Source organism: Ancylobacter sp. VNQ12, from assembly GCF_049445835.1.
GTDB lineage: Bacteria > Pseudomonadota > Alphaproteobacteria > Rhizobiales > Xanthobacteraceae > Ancylobacter.
This window is the reverse complement of the sequence record NZ_JBMSDU010000002.1, coordinates 569,390-587,500: the sequence shown is the minus strand read 5'-3', so window position 1 is coordinate 587,500 and position 18,111 is coordinate 569,390. Positions and strand designations below refer to the sequence as shown.

General features: G+C 69.2%; 18 protein-coding genes. 13 read left to right on the top strand and 5 right to left on the bottom strand.

The window, feature by feature from the left end; translation table 11 throughout:
* Positions 1–50 precede the first annotated feature (50 nt).
* Positions 51–1,436 (bottom strand): PLP-dependent aminotransferase family protein, encoded by a 1,386-nt coding sequence (locus ACO2RV_RS06440; protein ID WP_423290983.1) that lies wholly within the window; start codon positions 1,434–1,436, stop codon positions 51–53.
* Between the two features lie 380 nt (positions 1,437–1,816).
* Here ACO2RV_RS06440 and ACO2RV_RS06435 point away from each other — a divergent pair, with 380 nt between their 5' ends.
* From ACO2RV_RS06435 to ACO2RV_RS06395, 9 genes are read left to right on the top strand one after another with little or no spacing between them, the layout of a single operon-like run.
* Complete coding sequence (locus tag ACO2RV_RS06435; RefSeq protein ID WP_423290981.1) at positions 1,817–2,299, top strand: MSMEG_0572/Sll0783 family nitrogen starvation response protein; 483 nt, start codon at positions 1,817–1,819, stop codon at positions 2,297–2,299.
* A gap of 36 nt (positions 2,300–2,335) precedes the next feature.
* Positions 2,336–3,394, top strand: a complete 1,059-nt coding sequence (locus tag ACO2RV_RS06430; protein WP_423290979.1) for a Nit6803 family nitrilase — start codon at positions 2,336–2,338, stop codon at positions 3,392–3,394.
* On the top strand, positions 3,312–4,454 hold the full coding sequence (locus ACO2RV_RS06425; protein WP_423291070.1) for an MSMEG_0568 family radical SAM protein: 1,143 nt from the start codon (positions 3,312–3,314) through the stop codon (positions 4,452–4,454). Before ACO2RV_RS06430 ends, ACO2RV_RS06425 begins: the two co-directional genes overlap by 83 nt.
* Positions 4,451–5,023 carry an MSMEG_0567/Sll0786 family nitrogen starvation N-acetyltransferase gene (locus ACO2RV_RS06420; protein WP_423290977.1) on the top strand — a complete coding sequence of 191 codons (573 nt, stop codon included), beginning with the start codon at positions 4,451–4,453 and terminating at the stop codon, positions 5,021–5,023. The genes ACO2RV_RS06425 and ACO2RV_RS06420 overlap by 4 nt, the downstream gene beginning before the upstream one ends.
* A 1-nt stretch (position 5,024) precedes the next feature.
* On the top strand, positions 5,025–6,038 hold the full coding sequence (locus ACO2RV_RS06415; protein WP_423290975.1) for a sll0787 family AIR synthase-like protein: 1,014 nt from the start codon (positions 5,025–5,027) through the stop codon (positions 6,036–6,038).
* Complete coding sequence (locus ACO2RV_RS06410) at positions 6,035–7,192, top strand: MSMEG_0565 family glycosyltransferase (protein WP_423290973.1); 1,158 nt, start codon at positions 6,035–6,037, stop codon at positions 7,190–7,192. The genes ACO2RV_RS06415 and ACO2RV_RS06410 overlap by 4 nt, the downstream gene beginning before the upstream one ends.
* Positions 7,185–7,472: an MSMEG_0570 family nitrogen starvation response protein gene (locus ACO2RV_RS06405; RefSeq protein ID WP_423290971.1), complete on the top strand. Its 288-nt coding sequence runs from the start codon at positions 7,185–7,187 to the stop codon at positions 7,470–7,472. The genes ACO2RV_RS06410 and ACO2RV_RS06405 overlap by 8 nt, the downstream gene beginning before the upstream one ends.
* A 28-nt stretch (positions 7,473–7,500) precedes the next feature.
* Complete coding sequence (locus ACO2RV_RS06400; protein ID WP_423290969.1) at positions 7,501–8,766, top strand: MSMEG_0569 family flavin-dependent oxidoreductase; 1,266 nt, start codon at positions 7,501–7,503, stop codon at positions 8,764–8,766.
* Entirely contained in the window at positions 8,763–9,641 is an 879-nt protein-coding gene (locus ACO2RV_RS06395) for a Pnap_2097 family protein (protein WP_423290967.1), read from the top strand. Before ACO2RV_RS06400 ends, ACO2RV_RS06395 begins: the two co-directional genes overlap by 4 nt.
* A gap of 144 nt (positions 9,642–9,785) precedes the next feature.
* Here the strand turns inward: ACO2RV_RS06395 and ACO2RV_RS06390 are convergent, their stop codons facing one another.
* Positions 9,786–10,703, bottom strand: a complete 918-nt coding sequence (locus ACO2RV_RS06390) for a LysR family transcriptional regulator (RefSeq protein ID WP_423290965.1) — start codon at positions 10,701–10,703, stop codon at positions 9,786–9,788.
* Between the two features lie 130 nt (positions 10,704–10,833).
* On the opposite strand from ACO2RV_RS06390, the gene ACO2RV_RS06385 reads away from it, so the two are divergent.
* From ACO2RV_RS06385 to ACO2RV_RS06375, 3 genes are all read left to right on the top strand, one after another.
* Positions 10,834–12,324, top strand: a complete 1,491-nt coding sequence (locus ACO2RV_RS06385; protein ID WP_423290963.1) for a CoA-acylating methylmalonate-semialdehyde dehydrogenase — start codon at positions 10,834–10,836, stop codon at positions 12,322–12,324.
* Positions 12,325–12,581: 257 nt separating this feature from the next.
* Positions 12,582–13,283, top strand: a complete 702-nt coding sequence (locus ACO2RV_RS06380; RefSeq protein ID WP_423290961.1) for a helix-turn-helix transcriptional regulator — start codon at positions 12,582–12,584, stop codon at positions 13,281–13,283.
* 70 nt (positions 13,284–13,353) lie between these two features.
* A complete protein-coding gene (locus ACO2RV_RS06375) occupies positions 13,354–13,728 on the top strand; it encodes a VOC family protein (RefSeq protein ID WP_423290959.1) in 375 nt (124 codons plus the stop codon).
* 25 nt (positions 13,729–13,753) lie between these two features.
* On the opposite strand, the gene ACO2RV_RS06370 is transcribed toward ACO2RV_RS06375, so the two are convergent.
* The 3 genes from ACO2RV_RS06370 to ACO2RV_RS06360 are packed head-to-tail and all read right to left on the bottom strand — an operon-like array spanning position 13,754 to position 16,778.
* Complete coding sequence (locus tag ACO2RV_RS06370) at positions 13,754–14,689, bottom strand: prephenate/arogenate dehydrogenase family protein (RefSeq protein WP_423290957.1); 936 nt, start codon at positions 14,687–14,689, stop codon at positions 13,754–13,756.
* A complete protein-coding gene (gene hisC / locus ACO2RV_RS06365; protein WP_423290955.1) occupies positions 14,679–15,833 on the bottom strand; it encodes a histidinol-phosphate transaminase in 1,155 nt (384 codons plus the stop codon). The genes ACO2RV_RS06370 and hisC overlap by 11 nt, the downstream gene beginning before the upstream one ends.
* A 42-nt stretch (positions 15,834–15,875) precedes the next feature.
* Positions 15,876–16,778 (bottom strand): chorismate mutase, encoded by a 903-nt coding sequence (locus ACO2RV_RS06360; protein WP_423290953.1) that lies wholly within the window; start codon positions 16,776–16,778, stop codon positions 15,876–15,878.
* A 132-nt stretch (positions 16,779–16,910) separates the two neighbouring features.
* Between ACO2RV_RS06360 and metX the strand changes: the two genes are divergently transcribed.
* Complete coding sequence (gene metX, locus ACO2RV_RS06355; RefSeq protein ID WP_423290951.1) at positions 16,911–18,101, top strand: homoserine O-acetyltransferase MetX; 1,191 nt, start codon at positions 16,911–16,913, stop codon at positions 18,099–18,101.
* The last annotated feature ends 10 nt before the right edge of the window (positions 18,102–18,111 follow it).

Below are 18,111 nucleotides of genomic sequence, written 5' to 3'. Positions count from 1 at the left end.
GATCCCGGCTCTGCGGCTTCGCCTACGGCCGGGATGACAGCTCGAGGCGATCACATCACCGAGGACACCGCCTCGGGCGACTGCTCCAGCGCATGGGCGATATAGTCCAGCGCGGAGCGGATCTGCGCCCGGCTCGCCGGCCCGCCGAGGCACACGCGCACCGCCTCGGTTGCCGGCCCGCCGGCGGTGAAGGCGTCGCTCGCCACCACGCCGATACCGGTGGCGCGCATATGGCCGACAAAGGCCGAGCGCGTCCATGGCGCCGGCAGCTCGATCCAGAGATTGAAGCTCAGCGGGTCGGCGCGGAACGAGCCGGCGGGCAGGATTTCGCTCGCCAGCGCCTGCCGGGCCTGCGTCTCCGCGCGGATGAAGCGCAGCAGCGTGTCCGCCGTGCCGTCCTCGATCCAGCGGGTCGCCAGAGCGGCGGTGAGCGGGGACGCCATCACATTGGCCGTGCGCAGCGCCGCCGCGAACGGGTAGCCCGAGCGCGCATCCGGCACCACGACATAGGCGGTGCGCAGCCCGGCGCCGATGCATTTGGCGAGGCCGGCAATGTGCCAGGTCAGGTCCGGCGCGATGGCGGCGAGCGGGGCGGGGCCATGCGCGGGAATGAAGCCATAGGCGTCGTCCTCGACGATCGGCACGCCGAAGCGGCGCGCCACTTGCGCGATCGCGGTGCGCCGTCCCTCGGGAATGGTCAGCGTCGTCGGGTTCTGCAGCGTCGGGTTGAGATAGAGCGCCTTGGGCGCCAGCGTGCGGCAGGCTTCCGCGAAGGCGTCGGGATCGATGCCGTCGCGGTCCATCGGCAGGCCGTGCAGCTTGAGGCTCAGTTGCGCCGCCACCGCGCGGGCGCCGGGATAGGTGATGGCCTCGCACAGCACGGTGTCGCCGGGCTTCGCCAGCAGGCCGAAAATGCCGAGCAGCGCGGGATGCGCGCCGGGCGTGACGAAGAGGCGCTCCTGCGAGGGCACCAGCGCGCGCCGGCCGAGCCAGGCGGAGGCCGCGTCCTTGTCGGCCCGCGTGCCGCCGAACCCCTGATAGCGCAGCAGCGCCACCAGATCGCGCCCCACTTCGGCAAGACCTTCCTGCATGCGCTCGATCAGGACAGGGTCGTCCGGCTCGGGCGGCAGGTTCATCGACAGGTCGACAGCGGAGGGGCGGGCGGCGGCGGCGGGGCGCAGCTTGGGGCGTGGCGTGCCGACCACGAAGGTGCCCTGCCCGACGCGCGATTCGACCAGGCCGCGCTTCTGCGCCTCGACATAGCCGCGCGCCACCGTGGTGAAGTCGATATCGAGCCGGCCGGCCAGCTTCCTCTGCGGCGGCAGCCGGTCGCCGATGGCGAGCCGTCCGGCGCGAATGTCCTCGGCGATCAGGTCGGCGATGGCGAGGTAGCGCGGCTTGTCGGAGCGGGAGAGGTCGGGAATCCAGTCGGCCATGGTCGTTCCGTTCGCGGCGGGAGGCGCCGGCCCTACGCCGGTGCCCGAATGCCACCGTCTCCGTCAATCATAATTGACTGTATAATGTTGCACAGCCCGTCTGTCACCCTTGGTCCACAGTTTGCGTCATAGGTAGGACTACCGAGCCTTTGCCGCCACGTGCCGCCCAAGCGTGCAGAATCGCGCTGCATCCCTAGGCTTTCGCATCATTTTTCAACAGGTCGAAACAGGGTGGCGGGATCTCATTGAATGTATAATTGAATGTAATTTGACTGTTTTGCTGTTTCTTTTTGCATTCCATCAATTGGCACATTGATTGCAATTCCATTTGGCGTGACCCGGCAGCCCTGCCGGCCCGTGTTTCAGCCAAGGAGAGCGACATGGCCACCATCACCGTCCCCGCCCACCAGAAGGGCGACGTACTGGTCGACTACGAGGACAAGAAGTTCGAGGACGTCAAAGCCGCCCCCGGCGAAAAGGCGCTCATCACCTTCCATACCGTCGCCTTCGAGGGCTCGATCGGCCTCGTCAACCTGCTGCAAGCCTCGCGGCTGATCCAGAAGGGTTTCGAGACCTCGGTGCTGCTCTACGGCCCCGGCGTCACGCTCGGCGTGCAGCGCGGCTTCCCCAAGCTCGGCGACGAGGCCTTCCCCGGCCACCTCAACTTCAACAACCGCATCGAGAAGATCCTGGCGGATGGCGGCAAGGTCTATGCCTGCCGCTTCGCCCTGCAGGCGCTGTACGGCCATGGCGAGGGTGCGCTGATCCCCGGCATCGTCCCGGTCAGTCCGCTCGACGTGCTCGACATCGTGCTGCTCCACCGCCGCGACAACGCCTTCATCCTCGACACCTGGACGCTCTGAGCGCCCCGGACGTCACCGCATTCGAGGAGGCTCGCAATGGCCGAGAAGAGAATTGTCCGCGTCGGCGCGGTGCAGATCGCGCCCGACCTCGACAGCCTGGAGGGCACGCTCAATCGCGTGCTCGCCGCGCTGGAGGAGGCGGCGGGCAAGGGCGCGCAGTTCGTGGTGTTCCCCGAGACCTTCGTGCCCTGGTACCCCTATTTCTCCTTTGTCCTGCCCCCCGTTCTCACCGGGGCGGAGCATCTGCGGCTCTATGACAATGCGGTGGTGGTCCCCGGCCCCGTGACCGAGGCGGTGGCGGCTTCCGCCCGCCGCCTCGGCGTGGTGGTCGTGCTCGGGGTGAACGAGCGCGATCACGGCTCGCTCTACAACACCCAGCTCGTTTTCGATGCCGACGGCACGCTGGCGCTCAGGCGCCGCAAGATCACCCCCACCTTCCATGAGCGGATGATCTGGGGCCAGGGCGACGGCGCCGGCCTGAAAGTGGTCGACACACAGGTCGGCCGCATCGGCGCGCTGGCGTGCTGGGAGCACTACAATCCCCTCGCCCGCTACGCGCTGATGGCGCAGCACGAGGAAATCCACGTCGCGCAGTTCCCCGGCTCGCTGGTCGGGCCGATCTTCGCCGAGCAGATCGAGGTGACGATCCGCCACCACGCGCTGGAATCCGGCTGCTTCGTGGTGAACTCCACCGGCTGGCTGACCGACGAGCAGATCGCCCGCATCGCGCCGGAAGAAAGATTGCGCAAAGCGCTGACCGGCGGCTGCATGACGGCGATCATTTCCCCGGAGGGCAGCCATGTCGTGCCCCCGCTTACCTCCGGCGAGGGCATCCTCATCGCCGATCTCGACATGGCGCTGATCACCAAGCGCAAGCGGATGATGGATTCGGTCGGCCATTACGCCCGGCCGGAACTGCTCAGCCTCAATCTCGACAACCGGCCTGCCGTGCCGATGCACGCGCATGCCGCTCCCTTCTTCGCCAGCTACGGGAGTGCGACCGATGAAACCGATGGATCCGGCCACCGATCTCCAGCCGATGCCGACCGAGCACCTGATCAACGAGTTGCAGTCCTACGGGGTGCGGCTGGTTGATCCCCGTGCCGGCGCGGAATCGCGACGCGGCGGCGCCGGTCCCTCGGATCACAAGGCGCTGACCCTGGACGGCATGACGGTGATGGTGCCGGTGCACACCGCACCGGCCTTCGAGAGCCCGTATCTCGTCGAAAAGCCGGACGCCTATGGCCGGAGCCGCATCAGCCGCGACGGGCTGGTGCTCGGCGAGGTGTCGTTCCCGTTGCAGCCGAAATTCTACGGCCTCACCACCGCCGACGGCATCCCCTATTCCAAGATCGCCGTGCTGCACGGGCGCGACGTGCTGGCGACCACGGTGCTCCAGACCTGCATCCGCTACCAGAGCCGCACCAAGACCTGCCAGTTCTGCGCCATCGGCCAGTCGCTGGCGGCGGGGCGCACCATCGAGCGCAAGACCCCGGCGCAGCTCGCGGAAGTCGCCAAGGCCGCCGTCGAGCTCGACGGCGTCAAGCATATGGTGATGACCACCGGCACCCCGCCGGGCAAGGATCGCGGCGCGGCAATCCTTACCGAGAGCGCCCGCGCGGTGAAGGCGGCGGTGGACCTGCCGATCCAGGTGCAGTGCGAGCCGCCGGACGACGATGCCTGGTTCGCCCGCATGCATGCGGCCGGAGCCGACGCGCTCGGCATGCATCTGGAAGCCGTCACCGAGGAAGTGCGCCATTCCATCATGCCCGGCAAGGCGCAGGTGTCCGTCGAGCGCTACTTCCAGGCTTTCGAGGCCGCCGTCCCGGTGTTCGGGCGCGGGCAGGTCTCGACCTATATCCTCGCCGGCCTCGGCGACAGCCGCGAGGACATATTGAAAGTCTGCGACCGGCTCACCCGCATCGGCGTCTATCCCTTCGTGGTGCCCTTCGTGCCGATCTCCGGCACGCCGCTGGAAAGCCACCCGACGCCCTCGCCCGCCTTCATGAATTCCATCCTCGGGCCGCTCGCCGGCATGCTGCTGGCGACGGGTCTCAAATCCATCGACGCCAAGGCCGGCTGCGCCAAATGCGGCGCCTGTTCGGCGCTCTCGACCTATGAGCGGCGGGGTCGCGGACAGGGAGGCTGTTCATGATGTTCGAGCCCTTCCGCCCCTTCATTGCCGCCGATTTCCAGGTGAAGTTCGCCACCGCGACCTGGGAGAGGCGTTGCGCCGCGGCGCTGCGCCGGCAGGTGTTCTGCGCGGAGCAGGGCCTGTTCGGCGGCGGCGACGACCGTGACGCTCTCGACGAAATCGCCATCCCCATCGTCGCGCTCTCCCTGCTGGGCGTGATGGCGGACGACGTGGTCGGCACGGTGCGCATCCATGAATCTGAGCCCGGCGTGTGGTGGGGCTCGCGCCTCGCCGTCGCCGAGGATTATCGAAAAGTCGGGGCGCTCGGGGCGGCGCTGATCCGCCTCGCCGTCTCCTCCGCCCATGCGCGCGGTGCCACGTCCTTCCTCGCCCATGTGCAGGCGCAGAACGGCCTGCTGTTCCGCCGGCTGCACTGGAACATCGTCGAGGAGAAGGAACTGCACGGCCGCCCGCATTATCTCATGCAGGCCGACCTCGCCTTCTATCCGCCGATCCGCGACGCCGAGACTGGCTTCCGCACCGCTGCCCGCAGCGCGCCGGCCCGTCTCCCGACACGCGAGGCGGCCTAGCATGAGCGCGCTCTCCGCCTCCCCGCTTTCCGCCACCGCCTTCGAGACCATTGTCGCGAAGCTGCGCGCCTCCGCCGGCATGGCGGCCAAGGCCGATATCGGCCTCGCCGCCGCCCGGCTCGGCATTGGCGGGGCGGACGCGATTGCGGTGGGCGACGACTGCGCGGCGATCCCGGACGGCGACGGTTTCCTGCTGCTCGCCATCGAAGGCTTCATGAACGCGTTCGTCGCCGGCGACCCCTGGTTCGCCGGCTGGTGCGGGGTGATGGTCAACCTCTCCGACATCGCCGCCATGGGGGGACGGCCCATCGCCGTGGTCGATGCGGTCTGGGCTTCGGGCGAGGACGGCGCCGCGCCGGTGCTGGACGGGCTGCGCGCGGCCTCGCAGCGCTTCGGCGTGCCGATCGTCGGCGGCCACACCAATCTCAACACCGATCGCGGCCAGCTTTCCGTCGCCGTGCTCGGCCGGGCGAAGCGCCTGCTGACGAGCTTCGACGCCCGGCCGGGCGAGACGCTGGTCGCGGCCATCGATCTGCGCGGGCGCTACCGCGAGCCGTTCGCCAACTGGCAGGCCGCGCTGGACGCCCCGGCGGAGCGGCTGCGCGGCGACCTCGAAGTGCTGCCGCGCATCGCCGAGGCCGGGCTGTCGCGCGCGGCCAAGGACATCAGCCAGGGCGGGGTCGTCGGTACCGCCGCCATGCTGGCGGAGTGCTCCGGCGTCGGCGTGGAGATCGACCTTGCCCGCGTGCCCGCCCCGCTTGGTGTCGATGCCGCGTGCTGGCTGATGAGCTTTCCGAGCTTCGGTTATCTGCTGACCGCTACGCCTGATAATTTGCCGGCTATCATCTCGCAGTTCCACGCGCGTGGCATCGCCGCCGCCGCCATCGGCACCGTCACCGCCGACCAGCGCGTCACGGCGGTGAACGGCCCGGCGCGCGAGACGATCTGGGACCTCAGTCAACGCGCCCTGCTCGGCTGCGGTCCCGCGCCGGCGAAGGCGGAGGACGCGGCATGACACGCGCGCTCCGCATCGCCATCCTCGCCCATTCCACCAACCCGCGCGGCGGCGTGGTGCACGCGCTGGAACTCGGCGACGCGCTCACCCGGCTCGGCCATCAGGCGGTGGTGTTTGCCCCGGACGCCAAGGGCACCGGCTTCTTCCGCCCGGCGCTGTGCGGCACGGTGAGCGTACCCGCCTCCCCTGTCGGTGCGGATGTGACGGCGATGGTGCATCAACGCGTAGCCGACTATGTCACCTATTTCGAAGCGCCGAAGCACCGCGCCTTCGACGTGTTCCACGCGCAGGACGGCATTTCCGGCAACGCGCTGGCGAGCCTGAAGCAGCGCGGCCTCATCGCCCGCTTTGCCCGCACCGTGCACCATGTCGACGCCTTCGCCGATCCCGCGCTGATCGACCTCCAGCGTCGCGCCATCGTCGGCGCCGACCGGCATTTCGTCGTCAGCCATCTCTGGCAGGACCTGCTCACCGAGACATTCGACCTGCCTTCGGTCATCGTCGGCAATGGTGTCGACATCCACCGCTTCACCCCGAACGCGGATGGCCGCGAGGCGGCGCTGAAGACCCGTCTCGGCCTCGGCGCCGGGCCCATCGTGCTCAGTGTCGGCGGGGTCGAGCCGCGCAAGAACACGCTGCGCATATTGGAAGCCTTCGTCCAGCTGCGGGCGCTGCATCCGAAGGCGCAGCTGGTCGTCGCCGGCGGCGCCACCGTGCTCGACCATCATCTCTACGCCGAGGAATTCGCCGCCGCGCTCGCCGCCTCCGGCCTGCCGGCGGACGCGGTCCTCCGCACCGGCGCGCTGCCGCAGGACGACATGCCCGCGCTCTACCGTCTCGCCGATGTGCTCGCCTTCGCCTCGGTGAAGGAAGGCTTCGGCCTCGTCGCGCTGGAGGCCATGGCCTGCGGCGTGCCGGTGGTGGTCTCGCGCATCGCCCCCTTCACCGAGCATATCGGCGAGGACGAGGCGGTGTGGTGCAATCCCGCGAGCTCGCCCTCCATCGCCAATGCGCTCGCCGTCGCGCTCACGCCGGAGCTCCGACCGCGCCTCGAAGCCATCGGGCCCGTCGTCGCCGCGCGTCACGACTGGGCCACGACCGCGCGCGCCCACCTCGCCACCTATGAAGATCTGCGGGAGCCTCTCCATGCCTGAAATGCGCTTCACCATTCGCTGGCCGGATGGCCAGTCCGAGCGCTGCTATTCGCCCTCGCTGGTCGTCAAGGACTTCTTCACGCCCGGCGAAAGCTATGCGCTCGACGACTTTCTCGCCCGCAGCCGGCAGGCGCTGAAGATCGCCAGCGACCGTGTCGAGGCGCGCTACGGCATGCCCTGCTCGCGCGCGCTCGGTCAACTCGCGCGGCTGGAAGCGGCCGGCGGCAGCTTTTCCACCCATCCCGATGCCCGCGTCGCCGTCGAATCCTTCGACGAGTGAGCGCGCCCTCCAATCCGGAGCGACGCCCATGAACGAGAACCTGATCCAGCACTATCCCGTCGTGATCGTCGGCGGCGGCCAGGCCGGCCTGTCGACCAGCTATTTCTTGCAACGCCACGGCATCGACCACATCGTCTTCGAGAAGCACAGGGCGATGCACGCCTGGGCGACCCAGCGCTGGGACAATTTCTGCCTGGTCACGCCGAACTGGCAATGCGCCCTGCCCGGCCATCCCTATCAGGGCGACGACCCCGACGGCTTCATGAAGAAGGACGAGATCCTCGGCTATCTCCAGGGCTTCCGCGCCGTGGTGGAGCCGCCCATCCGCGAGGGGGTGAGCGTGCGCCGCGTCACCCCGCGCGGCGAGGGCGGCTTCCTCGTCTCCACCACCTCCGGCGAGGTGAGCGCCGACAACGTCGTGGTGGCGTCAGGCGGCTATCACGAGCCGATCGTGCCGCGCATGGCCGAGCGCCTGCCGGCCGCCATCGCACAGATCCATTCCGCGCAATATCGCAATGCCGACCAGCTGCCCGAGGGCGGCGTGCTGGTGGTGGGCTCGGGCCAATCCGGCGCGCAGATCGCCGAGGATCTGCACCTCGCCGGGCGCAAGGTGCACCTCGCAGTGGGCAACGCCCCGCGCTGCGCCCGCTTCTATCGCGGCCGCGATGTCGTCACCTGGCTCGCCGACATGGGCTATTACGACATGTCGGTCGACCAGCATCCCCTGCGCGAAGGCGTGCGCGACAACACCAACCATTACGTCACCGGCCGCGATGGCGGGCGCGACATCGACCTGCGCAAATTCGCCCTGGAGGGCATGGAGCTCTATGGCGTGCTGCGCGAATTCGACGGGGCCAATCTCGTCTTCGACACCAATCTGGCCGGTGCCCTCGACGAGGCCGACAAGACCTATAACGGCATCAACGCGGCGATCGACACATACATCGCGGAGAACGCCATCGAGGCGCCGCCGGCGTCGCGCTACGAGCCGGTCTGGCAGCCGGAAGGCGAGCGCCCGACCCTCGACCTCGCCGCGTCGGGCATTACCTCGATCGTCTGGTGCATCGGCTTCAAGCCGGATTTCCGCTGGCTCGACGCGCCGGTGTTCAACGGCGCCGGCCATCCCCAGCACCGGCGCGGCATCACCGCGCGCGAGGGCATCTATTTCATCGGCCTGCCCTGGCTGCACACCTGGGGCTCGGGCCGCTTCGGCAGCGTCGGGCGCGACGCGCAATTCCTCGTCGACCACATCGCCGCGCGGGCGGGCGACGCGCGCGAGGACAGCGCCGCATGAACATCGCGCTTCCACCCGCCGCGCTGTTTCCCGACAACGCCCCGGCCGCCGCCGGGCTGGAGGACACGGTGCTGCTCGGCATGCCGCAGCTCTGCCTCTCCGGCCTGTCGGAGACCTGGCTGTTGCGGGATCTCGGCCATCGCCACTGGATGATGTTGGCGCGGATGGCCGGGCGCACTGTTCCGGATTTCCGCGATGTCGACGGCGCCCCGGTCTATGCCGCCTTCTGCGCGCTCTCGGTGCGGGAGGCCCGCTTCCGCCATCTCGGGGAGAATGACCGGCTCGCCATCCGCTCGGACATCGCCCGCGTCTCGCGTACCCAGTGCGCCAGCCGCCATGTGCTGAGCCGGCGCGGACGGGCGATGGGCGAGGTCGAGCTGGTCTCCGCCTTCGTGCGGCGCAGCAGCGGCGGCGGCAACCACACCGTCGCCCGCGTCGCGCTGGACGGCTTCCCGGCGCCCGGCGTGCCGGACCCGCACGGCCTGCCGGCCTTGGCCGCAGCGATGCGCGCGGGCCGTGTCGGGCAGCATTTCGGCTTTGACCTTTCGATGGCCGGCGGAGGCTCCTTCGAGATCGACCCCTGCCCGGCGCAGGACTTCAACGGCGCCGGCTTCCTGTATTTCTCCAGCTTCGTGGCGTTCATCGACCGGGCGGAATGGCATTTCGACGGAAGGCGGTCGCCGCGCGCGGCGACGCTGGCGCGCGACGTGTTCTTCCACGGCAATGCCGATCCCGGCGAGCGCGTGCGGGTGCGCTGGATGGCGGCGCGACGCGAGGGCGGCACGCTCGCCCATCGCTGCCTTCTGGAACGGGTGAGCGACGGCGCGCGGCTCGCCGACGCCTTCACGCGGCGCGCTTTGAGCGCAGGCCAATGAGAACGCCGTCATCCTGAGGCGCTCGCGCAGCGAGCCTCGAAGGATCGTCACGCGGGCGCCCGGACGAGCATCCTTCGAGGCCCGGCTAGCGCCGGGCACCTCAGGATGACGTTGATCCGAGAATCCAGGAATCGTGCACGCGGCTCACGCCTCCTCGCGCTCCGGGACCGGCACGCCCGCCTCGACGAAGCTGCCGCGTGCCTCGCGCACGGCGCCGACGATGAAATCCTCCACCTCGCGGATGCGGCGCAGGCCATGGATGTCGGCATGGGTGACCAGCCAGTAGGCGCGGCGAAAACCCAGCTCGGGAAGCAGCCGGACCAGTTCGGGATGCGCGCGGGCGGCATAGTCGTGCAGGATGCCGACCCCGGCGCCCGCCAGCACCGCCTCCATCTGGCCGACCACGCTGGCGCATTCCAGCCGGCGTGCGTCCACCTCGCGGAAGGCTTCGAAATAGTCGAGCGCCGGCGAGTAGACGAGATCGGGCACATAAGTGACGAGCAGCCGCCCGGTGAGGTCGCGCAGGCCGGCGATAGCGCCCGTGCGCTCGAGATAGGCCCGCGAGGCATAGACCCCGAGCGTGTAGTCGGTGAGCTTGCGGGCGATGAGCCGCCCCTCGCCGGGGCGCTGCAAGGTCACCGCGATATCGACCTCGCGCTTGGGCAGGGAGAAGCTGCGCGGCAGCGGCGCCAGCTGGATGTTGAGCCCCGGATGTTCCTCCGCCAGCCGGCCGAGGCGCGGGGCGAGGAAATAGGTGCCGAAGCCGTCCGGTGCGCCGATGCGCACCGAGCCGGCCAGCGCGAGGTCGACATTGCCGAGCGCCGCCTGCGCCTGCAGCATTTCGGTCTCGATGCGCTCGGCATGGGCGAGCAGGCGCTCGCCGGCCGGGGTCAGCTCGCTGCCGGTGGTCCGGCGCTCCAGGAGCTTGGTGCCGAGCCCCGCCTCCAGCGCGCCGAGCCGCCGCCCGACGGTCGCATGGTCGAGCCCGAGCTGGCGCGCCGCCGCCAGCATCTGCCCGGCACGCGCCACGGCGAGGAAAATACGCAGATGATCCCAGTCCATCGATCCCCGTCCCGCCCGCGCCTCGTATCATTAGCCCGTTTTCGCACAACGGATGCGGCAACATCGTCGTTGAAGTGAGCTCTTTCAGCAAGCACAACCAACGGACCAGATAACACAGGGGGAGATCGCCATGGCGGTCATCGGCCATTACATCGGCGGCAAGACCGTCAACACCGCCGGACGCACGTCGCCGGTGTTCGATCCGTCCACCGGCGCGCAGTCGGGCGAAGTGCTCCTCGCCTCCACCGCCACGGTGGGCGAGGCCGTGGCAAGCGCCGCCAAGGCGTTCCCCGCCTGGGCCGACACGCCGCCGCTGACCCGCGCGCGCATCATGTTCAAGTTCAAGGCGCTGCTCGACCGCGACATCGACGCGCTCGCCGCCGCCATCACCCGCGAGCATGGCAAGACCTTCGAGGACGCCAAGGGCGAAGTGACGCGCGGCATCGAGGTGGTCGAGTTCGCCTGCGGCGTCCCCCATCTCCTGCGTGGCGACTTCACCGAGCAGGTGGCGCGCGGCGTCGACGTGTTCTCGGCCCGCCATCCCGTGGGCGTGGTCGCCGGCATCACCCCGTTCAACTTCCCGGCCATGGTGCCGATGTGGATGTTCCCGGTGGCGCTGGCCTGCGGCAACAGCTTCATCCTCAAGCCTTCCGAGAAGGACCCTTCCGCCTCGCTGATGCTGGCGGAACTGCTCGCCGAGGCCGGCCTGCCGGCCGGCGTGTTCAACGTGGTGCAGGGCGACAAGGAAGCGGTCGACGCGCTGCTGACCCATCCGGACGTCGCCGCCGTCAGCTTTGTCGGCTCCACCGCCATCGGCGAGTACGTCTACAAGACCGCCGCCGCGCATGGAAAGCGCGCGCAGGCGCTGTGCGGCGCCAAGAACCACCTCGTGGTGATGCCCGACGCCGATCTCGACAAGACCGTCGATGCGCTGATGGGCGCGGGCTACGGCTCGGCCGGCGAGCGCTGCATGGCGGTATCGGTGGCGGTCGCGGTCGGCGGCGTCGGCGACGCGCTGATGGAAAAGCTGGTGCCGAAGGTGCGCGCCCTCAAGGTCGGCCCCGGCCTCGACCCCGACAGCGAGATGGGCCCGCTGGTGACCAAGGAGCACCTTGCCAAGGTCTCGGGCTATGTCGATTCCGGCGTCGCTGAGGGCGCCAAGCTCGTCGTCGACGGGCGCGGCCTGAAGCTGCAGGGCTATGAGAACGGCTATTTCATCGGCGGCTGCCTGTTCGACGACGTGACCACCGACATGAAGATCTACAAGGAAGAGATCTTCGGCCCCGTCCTCTCGGTGGTCCGCGTCGACCGCTATGACGAGGCCTTGAGGCTGGTGAACGACCACGAATATGGCAACGGCGCCGCCATCTTCACCCGCGACGGCGACACCGCCCGCTCCTTCGACCGCGACGCCAAGGCCGGCATGATCGGCATCAACGTGCCGATCCCGGTCCCCGTCGCCTTCCACTCCTTCGGCGGCTGGAAGCGCTCGATCTTCGGTGACCGCAACGTCTACGGCATGGAAGGCGTGGGCTTCTACACCAAGATGAAGACCACCACCGCCCGCTGGCCGACCGGCATCCGCGCCGGCGCCCAGTTCATCATGCCGACCAGCGGCTGAGGCTTGCCCTGCGCCCAGTGCCTAGCCCGCACTTCCCTCTCCCCATTGGGGAGAGGTGGCCCGCGAAGCGGGTCGGTGAGGGGCGAGAACATTGCGGAGCGGTGCCCCCCTCACCCCAACCCTCTCCCCCACAGGGAGAGGGGGTTTGGGCCGCTCTCTCGGCGACATGCGCGAGGCTCTCAGGATAAGGGCGTTCTTTAACGCTTCTCATCTCCACTGCCACTATCCGGCAGCAGCAAAGCGGCTATCATCATTCGATGTCGCGCTCCGAACGTCTGCTGGACCTGTTGCAGGTGCTGCGCCGCCACCGCCATCCGGTGAGCGGGCGGGTGCTGGCCGAGGAAATCGGCGTCAGCCTGCGCACGCTCTATCGCGATATCGCCAGCCTCCAGGCGCAGGGCGCCACCATCGAGGGCGAGCCCGGCATCGGCTATGTGCTCAGGCCCGGCTTCCTGCTGCCGCCGCTGATGTTCTCGCCCGAGGAGATCGAGGCGCTGGTGCTCGGCTCGCGCTGGGTCGCCGGGCAGGGCGACGGCCCGCTCGCGGAAGCCGCCCGCAGCGCCCTCGCCCGGATCGGCGCCGTGCTGCCGGCGGATCTGCGCGAGGAGATGGAGGCCAATTCGCTGTTCATCGTCCCCGGCCCCGACATGCCCGCGGACACTGTCGACGCCGCGCTGCTGCGCAAGGCGATCCGCATCGAGCACAAGCTGCAGATCGCCTATAACGACGCCGGCGGTGCGCCGAGCGAACGGGTGATCTGGCCGTTTGCCCTCGCCTTCTTCAATCAGGTACGGCTGCTGATCGGCTGGTGCGAACTGCGCGGCGCCTTCCGCAGCTTCCGTACCGACCGGATCGAGCGCGCCGAGCTGGTCCCCTCCCGCTACCCGACGCGGCGTCCCGAGCTTATCCGCGAGTGGAAGGCGGTGAAGTACCAGATGCCGGACCACGGTCAGGAGTGAGGCGACGTCGACTACTGCCGATTTCTGGCAGCAGCGCGCGCTATGCTCACCTCGTCAGGGGGACATGACCATGCAGCACGCCAGCAAGATTCTGCTCTATGTGAACGATACCCGCGCCAGCGCCCGCTTCTACGGCGAGGTGCTGGAGCGCGAGCCGATCGAGGCCGGCCCCAATTACGCGACCTTTCCGCTGGCGCCCGGCGTTCAGCTCGGCCTGTGGCGACGCGAAGGGGTGAAGCCGACGCCGCATCTGCGCGCCGGCGGCAACGAAATCGGCTTCGCCGTTGAGGACGGAGCAGCGGTCGATGCCGCCTATGAGCGCTGGGCTGCCAAAGGCGTGCCGATCGCCCTGCCGCCGACCGACCTCGACTTCGGCCGCAGCTTCGTCGCGCTCGATCCCGATGGCCACCGGCTGCGGGTCTATGCGCTCGGCGCGGCGACGTAGGAAGACGGGGGCGACGCTCCCGCCCCTATTCCCGTTCGCGCCCGAAATCCGGGGCGGCGGTTTCCTGGCCGATCTCGATGATCGAGCGGCGGATGGCGCGGGTGCGGGTGAACAGGTCGAACAGCGTCTCGCCCTGTTCCCAGCGGATGGCCCGCTGCAACGCGATCAGGTCCTCGGTGAAGCGCCCCAGCACCTCGATCACCGCCTCGCGATTGTTGAGGAACACGTCGCGCCACATGGTCGGATCGGAGGCCGCGATGCGGGTGAAGTCGCGGAAGCCGCCGGCGGAGAACTTGATCACCTCGGACTGCGTGACCTCTTCCAGATCCGCCGCCGTGCCGACGATGTTGTAGGCGATGAGATGCGGCACATGCGAGGTGATCGCCAGCACCAGATCGTGGTGCTCGGGCGTCATGGTCTCGACATTGGCGCCCATCGCCGTCCACAGTTCCGCGAGCCGCGCCACCGCGCCCTCGTCCGCGCCTTCCGGCGGGGTGAGGATCGACCAGCGGTTCTGGAACAGCGTGGCGAAGCCCGCATCCGGGCCGGAATATTCCGTGCCCGCGACGGGATGGCCGGGAATGACGTGCACGCTTGTCGGCAGGTGGGCGCGCAGGGCGGACAAAACCGCACCTTTCACCGAGCCGACATCGGAGACGATGGCGCCCGGCTTCACATAGGGCGCGATCGCCTCGGCCACCGTCGCCATGGCACCGACCGGCACGCACAGGATGATGATGTCGGCATCCGCCACGGCGTCCGCCGGCGTCTGCGCCACGATGTCGGCGAGGCCGAGTTCGAGCGTGCGCGCGCGCACCGCCTCGGCGCCGTCATAGGCGACCAGCGTACCGGCGAGCTTGCGCGCCGCCGCTGCCCGCAGGATGGACGAGCCGATCAGCCCGACGCCGATGACGGCGAGCCGGCCGACCAGCGGATGGGCCAGCGGGGGATCAAGCACCATGATCGGTGCCCGCTTTTCCCGTGCCCGCTTTTCCCAAGAATTCCGCCAGCGCGGCGACCAGCAGCCGGTTCGCCTCCTCGGTGCCGACGGTCAGGCGCAGCGCGCCCGGCAGGCCATAGGAATCGACCCGGCGCAGGATCAGCCCGCGCTCCAGAAGGAAGGCGTCGGCGTCCTTCGCCGTCTTGCCCGGCTCCTCGGGGAAATGCACCAGCAGGAAATTGGTGACGCTCGGCGTGACCTTCAGCCCGAGAGCCGAGAGCTCGCGCGCCAGCCAGGGCAACCACTCTTCATTATGCGCCACGGCCCCCTCGGTATGCGCCGTGTCCTTGATCGCGGCGATGGCGGCGGCGATGCCCGGCGCGGAGACATTGAAGGCGCCGCGGATGCGGTTGATCGCGTCCACCACTTCCGGCGGGCCGTAGAGCCAGCCGACCCGCAGCGCGGCAAGGCCGTGAATCTTCGAGAAGGTGCGCAGCATCACCACGTTCTGCGTGGTGGCAACCAGCTCGATGCCGGATTCATAGTCGTTGCGGCGGACATATTCCGCATAGGCCGCGTCGAGCGCGAGCAGCACATTGGGCGGCAGGCCGCGCTGCAACCGCTTGACCTCGTCGAACGGCAGATAGGTGCCGGTCGGGTTGTTCGGGTTGGCGAGGAAGACGACGCGCGTCCGCTCCGTCACCGCCGCCAGGATGGCGTCGACATCGGAATGATAGTCCTTCTCCGGCGCCACCACCGGCGTCGCCCCGGCCGCCAGTGCGGCGATGCGGTAGACCAGGAAGCCGAACTGCGAATAGAGCACCTCGTCGCCCGGGCCGGCGAAGGCGAGCGCGGTGAGCATCAACAGTTCGTCCGAGCCGGTGCCGCAGACGATGCGCGCCGGGTCGAGGCCATAGGCGCCGGCAATGGTCTCGCGCAGCTTCAGCGACGAGCCGTCCGGGTAGAATTCCAGCGCATTGGCGGACTGGAAGGCTTCCAGCGCCTTCGGGCTGGCGCCGAGCGGGTTCTCATTGGCCGAGAGCTTGAAGACCTTGCCCCCGGATCCCGCGCTCGCCTTGCCCGGCACATAGGCCTCGATCGCCAGCACCCCGGCACGCGGGACAGGACGGTTCGGAACAGGTGCGGACGACGACGCGGACGACATGGAACGGACTCCGGAACGGCGACGGAAAGAAATCGGGTGGCTTCAACCTTGCGGCGAGTGGGTATAGCGGCTGGCATGGCTGCCGACGAGGGCCGCCGAGCGCACGGAGGCACCGGACGCCCGCAGCGCCGCCAGCACGGTGTCGAGCCCGACATCGCCCCCCACCGGAATCGAGGCGAGCAGCGCCGCCCCGTCGAGGCCGCGATCGGGCACGGCGATGACCTCGGCGAGCGGCGCCAGCGCGCGGGCGGCCTGCGCCGACCAGCCAGCGACATGCAGGCTCCAGGTCTCGACCTCGGTCACGGCGCCGTCCGTCACCGGATGGGCGATGCAGAACACCGGCAACCCGGCGGGATGGTCGGCGCGCTCGACGAAGGGCAGGCGCGCGATGATCTTCGGCGCGCTCTTGCCCTCCAGCGCGGTCCACCAGGCACTGCCGCCCGGCGCCGCGAAGGCCGGGACGAGGCCGAGATCGCCCTTGGAGGCCGCAACCGCCGCCACGACGCCCGCCGCGCCCATATGCGCGACGAAAGGCACGGTGAAGCCGAAATGGAAGCGCGAGGTGTCGCGCATCGCCGCCTCGCCCGCGGCGAGATCGGCATGCACGGCATAGGGCGCCTGCACATAGGTGAAGGTGGAGATGATGACGCGCCAGATGCCCTCGACCGTGTCGAGCGGCAGGATGCCCTCGTGCCGGTCGACGATGCGGCGCATCATCGAGGCCTCGCGCGCCGGCCGGAAGGCCGAGCCACCCTCTGCCGCGCGCGAGCGCTTGACCTCGACCAGCCGGTCGATGATGTGGCCGCGCTCGATCAAAAGGGCGTGCATCGACGCGTCGATCCGGTCGATCTCCGCGCGCAGCGTGGCAAGATCGATCGCCGGCCCGGCGGCGGGCAGACGGGCCGCATCCGGCGTGGCGGCAGGCTTTTCGGAGTTCTCGCTCATCGGCCGATGTCCTAGCGCCGCGCGCGCCCTGCGCAAAACAAAATCTGCCGGCGGGCGATATTGACAAGGCGGCGCTGTAGGATCATCGGTTCGTTCGGTAAAACGAACTGTTCGTCCAACAGGACGGTAAAGATGGCTGACGGCGAGACGATCATCCGGCCGAACCCCATGGTGAAGGCTGCGCGCGGCGAAGCGGACCAACCGCATTCGCCGGTGGTGCGCTTTGGCGCGGACAAGCCGCTGCGTCTCGATGCCGGCGAGATCCTGACCCCGTTCCAGATCGCCTACCAGACCTATGGCACGCTGAACGCCGCCCGCACCAATGCCATCCTGATCTGCCACGCTCTGTCCGGCGACCAGCATGCGGCGAACGTGCATCCCGTCACCGGAAAGCCCGGCTGGTGGGAGACGCTCGTCGGCCCCGGCAAGCCGATCGACACCGACCGCTTCTTCGTCATCGCGTCAAACGTGCTGGGCGGCTGCCTCGGCACCACCGGCCCCTCGTCGACCAATCCGGCGACCGGCCAGCCCTACGGCCTCGACCTGCCGGTGGTCACCGTCGGCGACATGGTGCGGGCGCAGGCCATGCTGATCGACCATCTCGGCATCGAGCGCCTGCTCGCCGTGGTCGGCGGCTCCATGGGCGGCATGCAGGTGCTGCAATGGGCGGCGAGCTATCCCGAGCGCGTCTTCGCCGCCATGCCGCTCGCGACCGCGGCGCGCCATTCGGCACAGAACATCGCCTTCCACGAGGTCGGTCGGCAGGCGGTCATGGCCGATCCGGACTGGCGCGGCGGGCGCTACCTTGCCGAGGGCACCAGCCCGCGGCGCGGGCTCGCGGTCGCGCGCATGGCCGCGCACATCACCTATATGTCCGACAGTTCGCTGCACCGGAAGTTCGGCCGCCGGCTGCAGGACCGCGACGGGCGCACCTTCTCCTTCGATGCGGACTTCCAGGTGGAGAGCTATCTGCGCCACCAGGGCGAGGCCTTCGTCGACCGCTTCGACGCCAATTCCTATCTCTACGTCACCCGCGCCATGGATTATTTCGACCTCGCGGCGGATTATGGCGGCGTGCTGGCCAACGCGTTCAGGGGCACGAAGACGCGCTTCTGCCTCGTCTCCTTCACCTCGGACTGGCTGTTCACCACCGCCGATTCGCGCGCCGTGGTGCACGCGCTGAACGCCGCCGGCGCCCAGGTCTCCTTCGCCGAGATCGAGAGCGACAAGGGCCACGACGCCTTCCTGCTCGAAGAGCCGGAGCTTTTCGCCATCACGCGCGGCTTCCTCGACGCCGCCGCGCGGGCGGTCGGAGTGAGCTGATGTCGCCGCG